This is a genomic window from Blastococcus sp. PRF04-17, from assembly GCF_023016265.1.
Taxonomy (GTDB): domain Bacteria; phylum Actinomycetota; class Actinomycetes; order Mycobacteriales; family Geodermatophilaceae; genus Blastococcus_B.
In genome coordinates, this window is the sequence record NZ_CP095412.1 from 561,669 (window position 1) to 575,580 (window position 13,912).

General features: G+C 73.7%; 10 protein-coding genes. 8 read left to right on the top strand and 2 right to left on the bottom strand.

The window, feature by feature from the left end; all coding sequences use genetic code 11:
* Positions 1–309 precede the first annotated feature (309 nt).
* Positions 310–3,036 carry an AAA family ATPase gene (locus tag MVA48_RS02850; protein WP_246985587.1) on the bottom strand — a complete coding sequence of 909 codons (2,727 nt, stop codon included), beginning with the start codon at positions 3,034–3,036 and terminating at the stop codon, positions 310–312.
* Between the two features lie 103 nt (positions 3,037–3,139).
* Here MVA48_RS02850 and MVA48_RS02855 point away from each other — a divergent pair, with 103 nt between their 5' ends.
* Both MVA48_RS02855 and MVA48_RS02860 read left to right on the top strand, forming a co-directional pair.
* On the top strand, positions 3,140–4,222 hold the full coding sequence (locus MVA48_RS02855; protein ID WP_246985594.1) for a class I SAM-dependent methyltransferase: 1,083 nt from the start codon (positions 3,140–3,142) through the stop codon (positions 4,220–4,222).
* Between the two features lie 145 nt (positions 4,223–4,367).
* Positions 4,368–6,503 carry an alpha/beta hydrolase gene (locus tag MVA48_RS02860; RefSeq protein ID WP_246985596.1) on the top strand — a complete coding sequence of 712 codons (2,136 nt, stop codon included), beginning with the start codon at positions 4,368–4,370 and terminating at the stop codon, positions 6,501–6,503.
* On the opposite strand, the gene MVA48_RS02865 is transcribed toward MVA48_RS02860, so the two are convergent.
* On the bottom strand, positions 6,500–7,009 hold the full coding sequence (locus MVA48_RS02865; RefSeq protein ID WP_246985598.1) for an Lrp/AsnC family transcriptional regulator: 510 nt from the start codon (positions 7,007–7,009) through the stop codon (positions 6,500–6,502). The two genes, MVA48_RS02860 and MVA48_RS02865, sit on opposite strands and share 4 nt — an antisense overlap.
* A 117-nt stretch (positions 7,010–7,126) precedes the next feature.
* Between MVA48_RS02865 and hppD the strand changes: the two genes are divergently transcribed.
* The 6 genes from hppD to MVA48_RS02895 all read left to right on the top strand — a co-directional run bounded on the left by hppD (position 7,127) and on the right by MVA48_RS02895 (position 13,837).
* Positions 7,127–8,332, top strand: a complete 1,206-nt coding sequence (hppD, locus tag MVA48_RS02870; protein ID WP_246985600.1) for a 4-hydroxyphenylpyruvate dioxygenase — start codon at positions 7,127–7,129, stop codon at positions 8,330–8,332.
* Positions 8,333–8,409: 77 nt separating this feature from the next.
* A complete protein-coding gene (locus MVA48_RS02875) occupies positions 8,410–9,615 on the top strand; it encodes a homogentisate 1,2-dioxygenase (protein WP_246985602.1) in 1,206 nt (401 codons plus the stop codon).
* On the top strand, positions 9,612–10,751 hold the full coding sequence (fahA, locus tag MVA48_RS02880; RefSeq protein ID WP_246985604.1) for a fumarylacetoacetase: 1,140 nt from the start codon (positions 9,612–9,614) through the stop codon (positions 10,749–10,751). Before MVA48_RS02875 ends, fahA begins: the two co-directional genes overlap by 4 nt.
* A gap of 9 nt (positions 10,752–10,760) precedes the next feature.
* Positions 10,761–12,137: an FAD-dependent oxidoreductase gene (locus MVA48_RS02885; RefSeq protein WP_246985612.1), complete on the top strand. Its 1,377-nt coding sequence runs from the start codon at positions 10,761–10,763 to the stop codon at positions 12,135–12,137.
* A 60-nt stretch (positions 12,138–12,197) separates the two neighbouring features.
* Entirely contained in the window at positions 12,198–12,977 is a 780-nt protein-coding gene (locus tag MVA48_RS02890) for an HD domain-containing protein (RefSeq protein WP_246985614.1), read from the top strand.
* Between the two features lie 44 nt (positions 12,978–13,021).
* Positions 13,022–13,837, top strand: coding sequence for an IclR family transcriptional regulator (locus MVA48_RS02895; RefSeq protein WP_246985616.1), 816 nt, complete (start codon positions 13,022–13,024; stop codon positions 13,835–13,837).
* The last annotated feature ends 75 nt before the right edge of the window (positions 13,838–13,912 follow it).

Below are 13,912 nucleotides of genomic sequence, written 5' to 3' on the forward strand. Positions count from 1 at the left end.
GACGTGAAGGTCCACGTGCCGGGGTTCGTCGTCCCTCTTCCTCGGAGGTGACCGCCTCGCAGCGCGCGACCATGCCGCGGGCTCGGACGGCGACGGCGAAAGACGTTCTAGACGACAAGTTGCGAGCCAGGCGGGGCTCGCTCATGCTGTCGTCGGGCGGAGCCCCGGGGACACCAGGGTTGCGCTCCGCCCGCCAAACTTCCGGCAGTCGGCACTGCGGGATCGGTTTCAGCATGCTGAGGCCGGGCATTGCCCGGGCGACCGGCCCCGGCGTGGCCGTCAAACCCCCGCGCCGGGGCCGTGCCGTGCTCAGCCCCCGGGCAGCCGGTCCGCCAGTTCGGCGCGCGAGGAGACGCCGAGCTTGAGGTAGACGTGCCGGAGGTGGTACTCCACGGTCTTGGGGCTGAGGAAGAGGGCGGCTGCCGCCTCCCGGGTCGTCCGGCCGCCGGCCAGCATCGTGGCGATCTGGAGCTCCTGCGGCGTCAGCTCGCGCAGCGCGTCGGCGCGCCGCCGGTGGGCGGTCTCTCCGGTGGCGCGCAGCTCGCTCGCCGCCTGGTCGGCCCACGGGACGGCGCCCAGCGCGTCGAAGGTGGCCAGCGCCGCCCGTAGCTGCACCCGGGCGTCGACCCGGCGCCGGGCACGCCGCAGCCTCGCGCCGTACGCGAGCTGCGTGCGCGCCAGCTCGAAGGCGTCCGGCGTCCGCGCGTGGTGGTCGAGCGCCCGGGCGAACATCTCGTCCAGCTCCGGTTCCTCGCAGGTGATCCCCAGCGTCCGGGCTGCCCGTGCCTGCGCCCACGGCTGCCCCTTGGCCGCCGCCCGGGAGGCGTACCGGGCCGCCTCGGCGCGGGCCTCGTCCATCCGGCCGAGGCGGCTGCGCGCCTCGGCCAGTTCGGGTGCGGGGTCGAGATCGACGTCGACCAGTCCGCGCTCGCGCAGGAGGGCGCCCAGCTGCTCGAGGTGCACCAGGGCGGGCTCCGGCCGGCCGAGCCCGAGCTCCAGGCTCCCGAGTGCGGACAGGGACCACACCTGGAAGGTGGCGAGGTGCCGCGGCGCGCAGAGCTCCAGGGCCTCACCCGCGTGCGCCCGGCACGCGTCCTCCCGCCCCTGCCTGGCCTCCAGCCAGGCGAGCCCGGCCAGGCACGCGGCGAGGTCGGAGGTCGAGCCGGTCTCCCTGGCCAGCTGGATGCCCTCGGTGTAGTCGGCCTCGGCGAGGTCCCACCGGTCGCCGGTCGCCCGGTCGCGCGCGACGAGGAAGAGCAGGAAGGGCAGGCCGCCGAGGTCGCTGCGCCGCCGGACGTCGTCCACGACGGTCGCGACGACGTCGCGACCGGTGCCGCGCTCGCGCAGGAACAGCACCCCGAGCACCAGCCAGGGGGCCAGCCGCGGGTCGCGGAGCAGCGGCCCGTCGGACTCCAGCAGCCGGACGGCTCGGCGGATCCGCTCGGGCCCGCCGTGACCGGTCAGGACGCCGGCGACGCCACCGGCCACGGCGGCCGCCCACCGCGCGGACTCCGTACCCGCCCGGTCGACGAGGGAGTCGATGCGGTCGGCGGCCGAGGCGACCGTGGCCGTGTCGGCGAGGAAGAAGCAGGCGAGGATCGCATCGGCCAGCCACAGGATCGCCGCGTCGGGATCGGCGTCGGCGCTCTCGGCCGCCGCGGCCACGAGGTCGTCGCGGGCGCTCTCCACCGAGCCCGTGCGGGCGGCGATCGTGCCGCGCAGCCCCGTGGCCCGCACCCGCAGCGCCGGTGGCTGCGGCAGCTCGCCGGCACGCGTGAGCAGTGCGGTGGCCTGGCCGGGGACGCCGGCCCGCCAGGCGGACTCCGCCGCCGACACCAGGCGGTGGACCGCATCGGCCGGATCCGGGGTCAGGCGGGCGGCGCGCTCGAACCCCGTGGCCGCCACCGCGTGCGCGCCGCGGTCCCGGGCGCGGACCGCCGCCGCGTCGAGCAGGCCGGCGGTCTGCTCGTCCGGCCCCAGCGCCGACTCGGCGAGGTGCCACGCCCGGCGGTCGACGTCGTCCACGGGCAGCGCCCGGGCCAGCGCGCGGTGCACGTCGCGGCGGAGCGCCGGCGGCGCCTCCGCCCACACGGCCGAGCGCACCAGGTTGTGGCGGAAGGTCACGAGCCCGGCGCCGACGCGGAGCAGGTCGGCGGCCTCCGCCTCGTCGAGCGCCGCCACGTCGACACCGAGCAGACCGCAGGCCCGGGCGATCATCGCGACATCGGCACCGCCCGCGGCCGCCACCACGAGCGCCGTCCGGGCCGGGTCCGAGAGCCGGTCGGCCCGACGGGCGAACGCACGGACCAGCCGGGCGGGCACGGGAACCGGCGCGCCGGGCGGCAGCTCCTCCACCAGCGGGGCGTCGTCGGCCAGCTCGAGCAGGGCCAGCGGGTTGCCTCCCGTCGCCTCGTGCAGCCGCGCGACGCCCGGGCTCCCGAGCCGCCGTCCTGTGAAGGTGATCAGCCGTCCCGCGTCGGCCGGGGTGAGGCCCTCGAGGCGCAGCATCGGAAGCCCGGCGCCCGTCAGGACCGAGGGGTGCCCGTCGCGGACCGCGGCGAGCAGCGCCACCGGGTCGGCGGTCAGCCGGCGGGCAGCGAACACCAGCGCCTGCGCCGAGGGCTCGTCGAGCAGGTGCGCGTCGTCCACCAGGACGGCGAGCGGCTGGTCCTCCGCGAACCGGCTGAGCAGGCCCAGCGTCGCCGCGCCGACGGCGAACCGGTCGCTCCCGGTGCCCGGACGCAGCGCCAGGGCGGCGGCCAGCGCGTCGGCCTGCGGCGGCGGGAGGCGGTCGAGGTGGACCAGCGCCGGCCGGAGCAGCTGCAGCAGCGCGCCGAAGGGCACCTCGGTCTCGGCCTCCGTGCCCGTCGCCCGCAGCACGCGCATGCCGGTCGCGGATGCGGCGGCGTCCTCGAGCAGGGCGCTCTTGCCGATGCCCGCGTCGCCGGTGAGGACCAGGACACCGCTCTGGCCGACCCGGGCGCCCGACAGCAGGCCCTGGATCAGGGATCGCTCGCGATCGCGACCGACCAGCATCGGCCGAGTCTAGGGAGCGCCCAGGGGGGTGCCCTGATGCGACGACGCGGGCCGCGGAACCAGGGTCGAGGACACCCAGAACCCCACCTCCGAGGACGCAACCATGACCACCACCGAGATCCCCACCCGCCCGATCGACCCCGAGAAGCTGATGGGCTTCGTCTTCAAGGCCGTCGACGAGGTCGGCGCGTCGCTCAACACCGCGCTCGTCGTCATGGGCGACGCGCTGGGCTACTACCGCACGATGGCCGACGGCAGCCCGGTGACGCCGTCCGAGCTCGCCGAGCGGACGGCGACCGGCGAGCCCTACGCCCGGGAGTGGCTGAACGCGCAGGCCGCCGGCGGCTACGTCGACTACGACCCGGAGACCCGCCGGTACACGCTGCCCCCCGAGCAGGCCGCCGCCCTCACCGACGAGACCAGCCCCGCCTACCTCCCCGGCTTCTTCCAGATCGCGCACGGCACGGTGCGCGACGCCGCGGCCGTGCTCGGCGCCGCGCGCACCGGCGACGGGATCGGATGGCACGCGCACAACGGCGACGTCCACGTCGGCTGCGAGCGGTTCTTCCGCACCATGTACAACGCGCACCTGATCGGCGAATGGCTGCCGGCCCTGGACGGCGTCGTGGAGAAGCTCGAGCGCGGGGCCGCGGTCGCCGACGTCGGCTGCGGTCACGGTGCCTCGACCATCCTCATGGCCCGGTCGTTCCCGCGGTCGACGTTCGTCGGCTCCGACTACCACGAGGGCTCGATCGCCGTCGCGCGCCAGCGGGCCGAGCAGGCCGGCGTGGGCGACCGCGTCCGGTTCGAGGTGGCGCCGGCGAGCGAGTTCACCGGCGGCGGCTACGACCTCGTCACGATGTTCGACTGCCTGCACGACATGGGCGACCCGGTCGGCGCGGCCCGGCACGTGCGCCGGACGCTGGCCGACGACGGCACCTGGATGATCGTCGAGCCGATGGCCGGCGACCGCGTCGAGGACAACCTCAACCCGGTGGGCCGGGCCTACTACGGCTTCTCGACCCTGCTGTGCACGCCGGCTTCGCTCTCCCAGGACGTCGGGCTGGCGCTGGGCACCCAGGCCGGACCGGCGCGCATCCGCGACGTGGCGAGCACGGCCGGCTTCCGCCGCTTCCGCGCGGTGACCGGCACCCCGTTCAACAACGTCCTCGAAGCCCGGCCGTGACCACGCCGGGCGGGCGACGGTGTGCGCTCCGTGGGCATTCCGGGCGCCGGAATGCGCAGTGCGCGCACACACCCGGCCCAGGTGACCGGCCGTGACCGCGCCGCAGACTGCCTCGGGGCCCGGCCCGGCGGAGCACAATGCCGGCGTGCGGCGGGCACCGAGCCGGGCGCGGGACCCCGACGTCCAGGGCGTCGTGGAGCGCGACGGCGTCCGGCTGGCCTACGAGGTGTTCGGGCAGGACCACTCGCCGACGGTCCTGCTCATGCCGACCTGGTCGATCATCCCCTCGCGGCACTGGAAGGCTCAGGTGGGCCACCTCGCCCGGCACTACCGCGTGGTGACCTTCGACGGGCGGGGGAGCGGCCGGTCGGACCGGCCGGCCGGGGCGGCCGCCTACACCGACGAGGAGTACGCGAAGGACACCGTCGCGGTGCTGGACGCGACGGGCACGGAGGCGGCCGTCCTGATCTCGCTCTCGTGCGGCGGGTCGTGGTCGGTGCACGTCGCCGCCGGCTCTCCCGAGCGGGTGCTCGGCCTGTTCGCGATCGCACCGGCGTGCGGCTTCCCGGTGGCCCAGCCCGAACGGGAGCAGTACGCCTGGGGCACCCGGCACGAGGTGCGCGACGGCTGGGCCCGCTACAACCGGTACTTCTGGCTCGAGGACGACTACGACGGCTTCCTGGCGTTCTTCTTCGGCCGGATGTTCAGCGAGCCGCACTCGACCAAGCAGATCGAGGACTGCATCGGCTGGGGCCGGGAGATCGCGCCGCAGACCCTCGTCGACACCACGGCCGGGCGGATCGGGTGCGACGGCGCCGTCTGCCTGCCGATCGAGCCGCTCTGCGCGCGGGTCCGGTGCCCGGTCACCGTCGTGCACGGCACCGACGACCGCATCCGGCCGCACGCGATCGGCGAGCGGCTGGCCGAGTCGACGGGGGGCTCGCTCGTCCTGCTCGAGGGCGGCGGCCACGGCCCGCACGCCCGCGACCCCGTCCGGATCAACCACCTGATCCGGGAGTTCGTCGACCGGGTGTGCCCCCGGGTCGAGCGGACGGCGTGGACGCGGGCGGCCCGTCGGCCGAAGCGGGCGCTCTACCTCTCCTCGCCGATCGGGCTGGGCCACGCCCAGCGGGACGCCGCGATCGCCGCCGAGCTGCGCGTCCACCACCCCGACCTGCGGATCGACTGGCTGGCGCAGCACCCGGTCACGCACGTGCTCGCCGACCGCGGGGAGCGGATCCACCCGGCATCGGGCTGGCTGGCGAACGAGTCCGGGCACATCGAGCACGAGTCCGGCGAGCACGACCTGCACGCCTTCGGTGCCATCCGGCGGATGGACGAGATCCTGGTCAACAACTTCATGGTGTTCTCCGACGTCGTCTCGGCCGAGCACTACGACCTGGTGATCGGCGACGAGGCCTGGGACGTCGACTACTTCCTGCACGAGAACCCGGAGCTCAAGAGGTTCTCCTTCGCCTGGATGACCGACTTCGTCGGCTGGCTGCCCATGCCCGAGGGCGGCGCCGCCGAGGCCGCGCTGACCGCCGACTACAACGCGGAGATGCTCGAGCAGCGCGCCCGGTTCCGCCGGGTCCGGGACCGCTCCGTCTTCGTCGGCAGCCCGGACGACGTCGTCGACGACGACTTCGGCCCGAGCCTGCCGCGGATCCGCGACTGGACGGCGGCCAACTTCGACTTCGCCGGCTACGTCACCGGCTTCGACCCGGCCGCGCTGCAGGACGCCGACGACCTGCGCGACGGCCTGGGCATCGGTGCCGACGAGAAGCTCTGCCTGGTCACCGTCGGCGGCTCGGGTGTGGGCGGCTCGCTGCTGCGGCGGGTGCTGGACGCCGTCCCGCGGGTGCGGAACCTCGTGCCGGAGCTGCGGTTCCTCTTCGTGACCGGGCCGCGGATCGATCCGGCGTCCCTGCCGGTGACCTCCGGCGTGCAGGTGACCGGCTACCTGCCCGACCTGTACCGGCACCTGGCGGCCTGCGACCTCGCCGTCGTGCAGGGCGGCCTGACGACGTGCATGGAGCTGACCGCCCTGCGCAAGCCGTTCGTCTACGTGCCGCTGCGCAACCACTTCGAGCAGAACTTCCACGTGCGGCACCGCCTCGACCGGTACGGCGCGGGCCGATGCCTGCGCTACGAGGACGCCCTCGACCCCGACGCGCTGGCCGAGATCGTCGCCAAGGAGCTCACCCGGGAGATCGCCTACCGCCCGGTCGAGACCGACGGGGCCGCTCGTGCGGCGGCGCTGCTGGCCGACCTGCTCTAGCTTCGGGTCATCCCCGAGCGACCGGCGCCGGGCTCGGCCTCGGACTCCAGCAGGGGCAGCGTGCGCCACGGGACGAGCTGCGAGAGGGCGACGACGCTGGTCGACCGCACGATGGCCGACGAGCGGTTCAGGTCGACGAGGACCTGCTGCAGGCCCTCGTGCGAACTGGCCGCCACCCGGCAGAGCACGTCGCCGCTGCCGGTGGTGGCGTGCGCCTCGAGCAGGCCGGGGATGGCCTCCAGGTCCCGCTGCACGTCCTCGAGTGCGCCCTGCGCGATCTCCAGGGTCACGAACGCCTGGACGCCGAAGCCGGCGGCGGCCACGTCGACGTCCGGCCCGTAGCCGGTGACCACGCCGTCGTCCTCGAGTCGCTGCAGCCGCGCCGACACGGTGGCGCGGGCCACGCCGGTGATGCGCGAGAGCTCCAGCGCGCCGGCGCGGGGGTTCTCGCGCAGCGCCCGCAGCAGGGCGACGTCGAGGGCGTCCAGCGAGCGTCGTCCCGTCATGGCCAGAACTATGCACGATGCCTAGCTCATCGGCCAGAGTGCTGACCCGATGGGGCAGTCGGACCAGCTCGTCCCGCGCAGGTTGCGCAGCCGTCGCGGCAGGTGTGCCATGCCGCCATGAGCCTCGAGCAGACGCTGAACGACGAGGAGCGCCTCGCCGACCTGGACCTCGACCAGCTCAAGGAGCTCGTCGGGCTGGTGGAGTACGACGAGTCGGCCGATCCCTTCCCCGTGTCCGGCTGGGACGCCCTGGTGTGGGTGGTCGGGAACGCGACCCAGACCGCGCACTTCTTCCAGTCGGCCTACGGCATGGAGCTGGTGGCCTACTCCGGTCCGGAGACCGGCAACCGGGACCACCACTCCTACGTGCTGCGCTCCGGCGCCGCGCGCTTCGTCGTCCAGGGCGCCTACGACCCGGCCAGCCCGCTGGCCGACCACCACCGCCGGCACGGCGACGGCATCGTGGACATCGCGCTGTCGGTGCCCGACGTGGACCGGTGCATCGGGCACGCCCGCGTCCAGGGGGCGACGGTGCTGGAGGAGCCGCACGACGTCACCGACGAGCACGGCACCGTGCGGATCGGCGCGATCGCCACGTACGGCGAGACCCGGCACACGCTGGTCGACCGGTCCCGGTACGGCGGCCCGTACCTCCCCGGGTACGTCGCGCGGACGTCGTCCTTCGTGAAGCGCGCGGGCGCGCCGAAGCGGCTGTTCCAGGCGATCGACCACGTCGTCGGCAACGTGGAGCTCGGCGCGATGGACCGGTGGGTCGAGTTCTACAACCGGGTCATGGGCTTCACGAACATGGCCGAGTTCATCGGCGAGGACATCGCCACCGACTACTCGGCCCTGATGAGCAAGGTCGTCGCCAACGGCAACCACCGGGTGAAGTTCCCGCTCAACGAGCCGGCGGTGGGCAAGAAGAAGTCCCAGATCGACGAGTACCTGGAGTTCTACGGCGGGCCCGGCGCGCAGCACGTCGCGCTGGCCACCAACGACATCCTCGGCACCGTCGACGCGCTGCGCGCCGAGGGCGTGGAGTTCCTCACCACGCCGGACTCGTACTACGAGGACCCGGAGCTGCGGGCCCGGATCGGCGAGGTGCGGGCGCCGATCGAGGAGCTGCAGCAGCGCGGCATCCTGGTCGACCGCGACGAGGACGGCTACCTCCTGCAGATCTTCACCCGGCCGATCGGGGACCGGCCCACGGTGTTCTTCGAGCTGATCGAGCGGCACGGCTCCCTGGGCTTCGGCAAGGGCAACTTCAAGGCACTCTTCGAGGCCATCGAGCGCGAGCAGGAACGGCGCGGCAACTTCTGAGGAGCCGAAACCGCGGTTTCGGCTCCCTTCCGGTGGCGCCGAAACCGCGGTTCTGGCGCACGAGGTGGGGAGGCACCATGGCGCACTACCGGCAGGTCGGCGAGGTCCCGCCGAAGCGGCACACCCAGTTCCGGCGCCCGGACGGCGGTCTGTACTCCGAGGAGCTGATGGGGGAGGAGGGCTTCTCCTCCGACTCCTCGCTGCTCTACCACCGCGGCATCCCGTCGGCGATGGTCGACGCGCGCCCGTGGGAGCTGCCCGACCAGACGCTGAGGCCGAACGCGCCGCTGATGCCGCGGCACCTCAAGCTGCACGACCTGTTCGCCGGTGAGGACCACAAGGCGACCGACCCCGTCACCGGACGGCGCCTGGTGCTCGGCAACGCCGATGTCCGCATCTCGTACGCGGTCAGCAGCCTGTCCAGCCCTTACTACCGCAACGCGACCGGCGACGAGTGCATCTTCGTCGAGCGGGGGACGGCGACCGTCGAGACCGTGTTCGGCGCGCTGGACGTCGGCCCCGGCGACTACGTGATCCTGCCGCGGGCCACGACGCACCGGTGGCTGCCGACCGGTGACGAGCCGCTGCGGACGTACGCCATCGAGGCGAACAGCCACATCGCGCCGCCCAAGCGCTACCTCTCCCGGTACGGCCAGTTCCTCGAGCACGCGCCGTACTCCGAGCGCGACCTGCGCGGGCCGGCCGAGCCGCTGCTGGTCGAGGGCAGCGACGTCGAGGTGTACGTGAAGCACCGCGGCGAGGGGCCCGGCGGGCTGGCCGGCACGGTCCACGTCGTCCCGGAGCACCCGTTCGACGTCGTCGGGTGGGACGGCTGCCTCTACCCCTACGTCTTCAACGTGGCCGACTTCGAGCCGATCACCGGGCGGGTGCACCAGCCGCCGCCGGTCCACCAGGTGTTCGAAGGCCAGAACTTCGTCATCTGCAACTTCGTGCCGCGCAAGGTCGACTACCACCCGCTGGCCGTGCCGGTGCCCTACTACCACTCGAACGTCGACTCCGACGAGGTCATGTTCTACGTCGACGGCGACTACGAGGCGCGCAAGGGCTCGGGCATCGGCAAGGGCTCGGTCTCGCTGCACCCGGGCGGGCACTCGCACGGCCCGCAGCCCGGTGCCGTGGAGCGGTCGCTCGGGGCGGAGTTCTTCGACGAGCTGGCGGTCATGGTCGACACCTTCCGGCCGCTCGGCCTGGGGGAGGGCGGAACCGCAGTGGACGACGGGAAGTACGCCTGGAGCTGGTCGGGCCGCGGACCGTCCGCGTGACCTGGCTCGACCTGCCCCCCGACACCGGGTTCGGCCTGGACAACCTGCCGCTGGGCGTCTTCTCGAGGGACGGCGGGGCGCCGCGGACCGGCGTGCGCATCGGGGACCTCGTGCTCGACCTGTGGGAGTCCAGTTCCGAGCCGGAGCACGGGACCGGCTCGCTCAACGCCTTCCTGGCCCGCGGCCCGGAAGCCTGGCGCCACCTACGGGAACGGTTGCGCAGCGAGTTCACCGACGAGGCCTACCGCGGCGCGCTCGAGCCCTTCCTGGTGCCGGTCGACCAGGTGACGATGCACCTGCCGGTCGAGGTCGGCGACTACGTCGACTTCTACGGCTCGAAGGCGCACGCCGAGAACGTCGGCCGGAGGTTCCGGCCGGACGGCGAGCCGCTGACGCCGAACTGGCGGCACCTGCCGATCGGGTACCACGGGCGCGCCGGCACCGTCCGGGTGTCCGGCACGCCCGTCGTCCGGCCGTCGGGACAGCGGGGGCCCGGCGACTTCGGACCCTCCCAGCGGCTCGACATCGAGGCGGAGGTCGGCTTCGTCGTCGGCGCCGCTTCGGAGCCGGGCACGCCGGTGCCGGTCGGGCGCTTCGAAGACCACGTGTTCGGCGTCTGCCTGGTCAACGACTGGTCGGCCCGGGACCTGCAGGCGTGGGAGTACGTGCCGCTCGGGCCGTTCCTCGGCAAGTCGTTCCTGACGTCGGTGTCCCCCTGGGTGGTGCCGCTGGCCGCGCTGGAGGCGGCGCGGGTCGCCCCTCCGCCGCGGGAGGTCCCCCTGCTGCCGTACCTCGACGACGCCGACCAGCCGTGGGGGCTGGACGTCACGCTCGAGGTCCGGCACAACGGCGAGCTGATCAGCCGGCCACCGTTCGCCGGTCACTACTGGACCGCCGCCCAGCAGCTCGCGCACCTGACGGTGAACGGGGCCAACGTGCGCACCGGCGACCTGTTCGCGTCCGGGACGGTCAGCGGTCCGGAGCCCGGTCAGGAAGGTTCCCTGCTCGAGCTGTCCGGGACCTTCCTCGACGACGGCGACGTGGTGACGATCAGCGCCACCGCCCCGGGCCTCGGTGGTGGCCGGATCTCACTCGGCGAGGTGACCGGCCGGGTGGAGCCGGCGCCGGTGCCCTAGCGTCCGGGCGTGGGAAAGCGCCTGGTGGTCATCGGAGGGGACGCGGCCGGCGGCAGCGCGGCGTCCCAGGCCAAGAAGCGGCAGGAGGACCTGGACGTCGTCCTGTTCGAGCGCGGGCGGGCGACGTCCTACTCCGCCTGCGGCATCCCCTACTGGATCAGCGGCGCCGTCGAGGACGAGTCCGCCCTGATCGCCCGCACGCCGGACGAGCACCGCAAGGCCGGCATCGACGTCCGGATGCGGACCGAGGTGACCGGCATCGACCTGGACGGCCGGCGCGTGCACTGGCGGGACCTGGACGGCGGGACCGAGGGCACCGAGCCGTTCGACGAGCTGGTCTACGCCACCGGCAGCGTGCCCATGCGCCCACCGGTGCCCGGCATCGACGCGACGGGCGTCTACGGCGTCCAGGTGCTCGACGACGGCAGGGCGCTGCGCGCCGAGCTCGACCGCGGCGACGTGCGGCGGGTGGTGGTGGTCGGCGGCGGCTACATCGGCCTGGAGATCGCCGAGGCCTGCCGCGTCCGCGGTCTCGACGTGACGGTCGTCGACCTGGCCGCCACGCCGGTGGGCACTTTCGATCCAGACGTGGGGCAGTTCCTCGCCGACGCCGTCCGCCGCGAGGGCATCCAGCTGGTCCTCGCGGACGGCGTCGCGGCCATCGACGTGGACGCCGACGGCCGGGCGCGCGCGGTGGTCACCGCCAGCGGGCGCGAGCTGCCCGCAGACCTGGTCGTGCTGGGCCTCGGCGTCCGGCCGAACGTCGGGCTGGCGAAAGAGGCCGGTATCCCGCTGGGCACCTCCGGTGGGATCGCGGTCGACGCCCGCATGCGGACCCAGGCCGACGGGGTCTGGGCGGCCGGGGACTGCGTCGAGTCGCTGCACCGGCTCTCCGGGCAGCGCGTGGTCGTGGCGCTGGGCACCCATGCCAACAAGCAGGGCCGCGTGGCCGGCATCAACATCGGCGGCGGCTACGCCACCTTCCCCGGCGTCATCGGCACCGCGATCACCAAGGTCTGCGACCTCGAGGCGGCGCGGACCGGGCTCTCGACGGCCGAGGCCGAGCTGGCCGGCTACTCCTTCGTCACCGCCGTCGTGGACTCCTCGACCAAGGCCGGCTACTTCCCGGGCGCGCAGCCGATCCGGCTCAAGATGATCGCCGAGCGCCGGAGCGGTCGGTTGCTCGGCGCGCAGATCGTCGGCAAGGAGGACGCCGCCAAGCGCATCGACGCCCTGGCGATCTGCATCTGGAACGAGATGGGCGTCGACGAGATCCTCTCGCTCGACCTCTCCTACGCGCCGCCGTTCTCGCCGGTCTGGGACCCGGTGCTCATCGCGGCCCGCAAGGCCTTCGAGGCCGTGGAGGACGACGTCCGCCAGCTCTGACCGACGACCACGTTCCACTCGCGGATGGTCCCGCCGCAGCCGACCGGTGGAGGAGGGAGGGTGCTGCGGCGCGAGGCGCTCGGCGGCTCGTCGGCTTTCGTCCAGCGAAAGCATGACGTGCCGCGACCCCGCCCGGTCGTCCAGGATGTATTGGTGCTGCCGAAGCTGGAGCCCGCCACCAACCACTACGGCCACGACGTCACCGGACGGGTGCCCGCGGCCGCCGACGTGCCGGGCATCGGTGCGCTGCCGCCGCACCACGACGCGATCTGGCAGCGCGCCGCGCCCTACCTGGCCGTCCGGGACAACGACGTGCACAGCCTCTACTCCTACGGGCTGGCGCGGGCGCTGGTCGATCTGCACCCCGAGGCCGACCCGGAGGTGGTGCTCCCCGGCATCCTGCTGCACGACACCGGGTGGTCGCAGGCTCCGCCGGACGAGGTGCTGACCGCGATCGCCCCCGGTGGCAACCGGCCCGATCTCGTCCTCCTGCACGAGAAGGAGGGCGCCCGGATAGCGCAGGAGATCCTGGCCGACGTGGGCCACGACCCCCGCCGCACCGAGCAGATCGTCGCGATCGTCGACGGCCACGACAGCCGCCGGGAGGCGCTGTCCCTGGACGACGCGCTGGTCAAGGACGCCGACAAGCTGTGGCGACTGACCCCGCACGGCGTCGACACCGTCATGGAGTGGTTCGGTCTGACCCGCGAGCAGGCCCACCGGCTGATCGGTAGCCGCGTCCATGAGCACCTGTTCACCGACGCCGCCCGCACCATCGCGCGCGGTCTCGCCGCCGTCGCCTGGGTGGACTCCAGCCAGCAGCGCGTGACACTGGGCTGAATGCCGGGCATCCTCGGGAACCCGCCCGGGGAGGTGAGGCGCCGGTGTCCGACGAGAAGCCGGCCGGCCAATCGGTCACGTCGCGGGTGCTGCGCATCCTCGAGGCGTTCGAGTCGGCGCCCTCGTCCCTGTCGCTGACCGAGATCGCCCAGTCGGCCGACCTGCCCCTCCCGACCGCCTACCGGCTGGTGCGCGAGCTGACCCAGTGGGGCGCCCTCCAGAAGAACGCTGGCGGCCGCTACCAGGTCGGACTCCGGCTCTGGGAGGTCGCCCAGCACGGTGGTCGCCAGCTCCGCGACGCGGCTCGGCCCTATCTGCAGGACCTGTTCTCGCTGACGCAGGAGACCTCGCACCTCGCCGTCCGCAAGGGACGGGAGGCGCTCTACGTCGACCGCGTCTACAGCTCCAAGCGCGTACCCCGCGCCTCCCGTGTGGGCGGCCGGCTCCCGCTGCACGCGACGGCGGTCGGCAAGGTGCTGCTGGCCTACGAGGAGCGCTGGATGTGGGACGCCTACGTCACCGCACCGCTGGAGGCGCCCACCGTCCGGACGCACGTGCAGCCCGCCCGCCTGCTGGAGGAGCTCGAGCGCATCCGGGAGCAGGGCTACGCCACGACCTTCGAGGAGGTCCGGCCGGGCGCGTGCTCGATCGCCGTCCCCGTGCTCGACCGCGCCGGTGTCGCGGTGGCCGCCCTGGGCCTGTCGGTGCTCTCCACCCAGGCGGCGCAGATGACCCGCCACCTGCCGGTCCTGCGGGGCGTCGCCACGCGCATCGGCGCGTCGATCGACCGCTGGGCACCGGTCGACCTCTCGGCGCGCCTCCCGGCAGCAACCGACACGCCCGGGAGTCACTTTCGCTGAGCGAAAGCTCCCCATTGTGACGGCGGTTACCTGAGCCGACAGTGGACCAGGTCAGGTCACCGTCACCGACGCAGG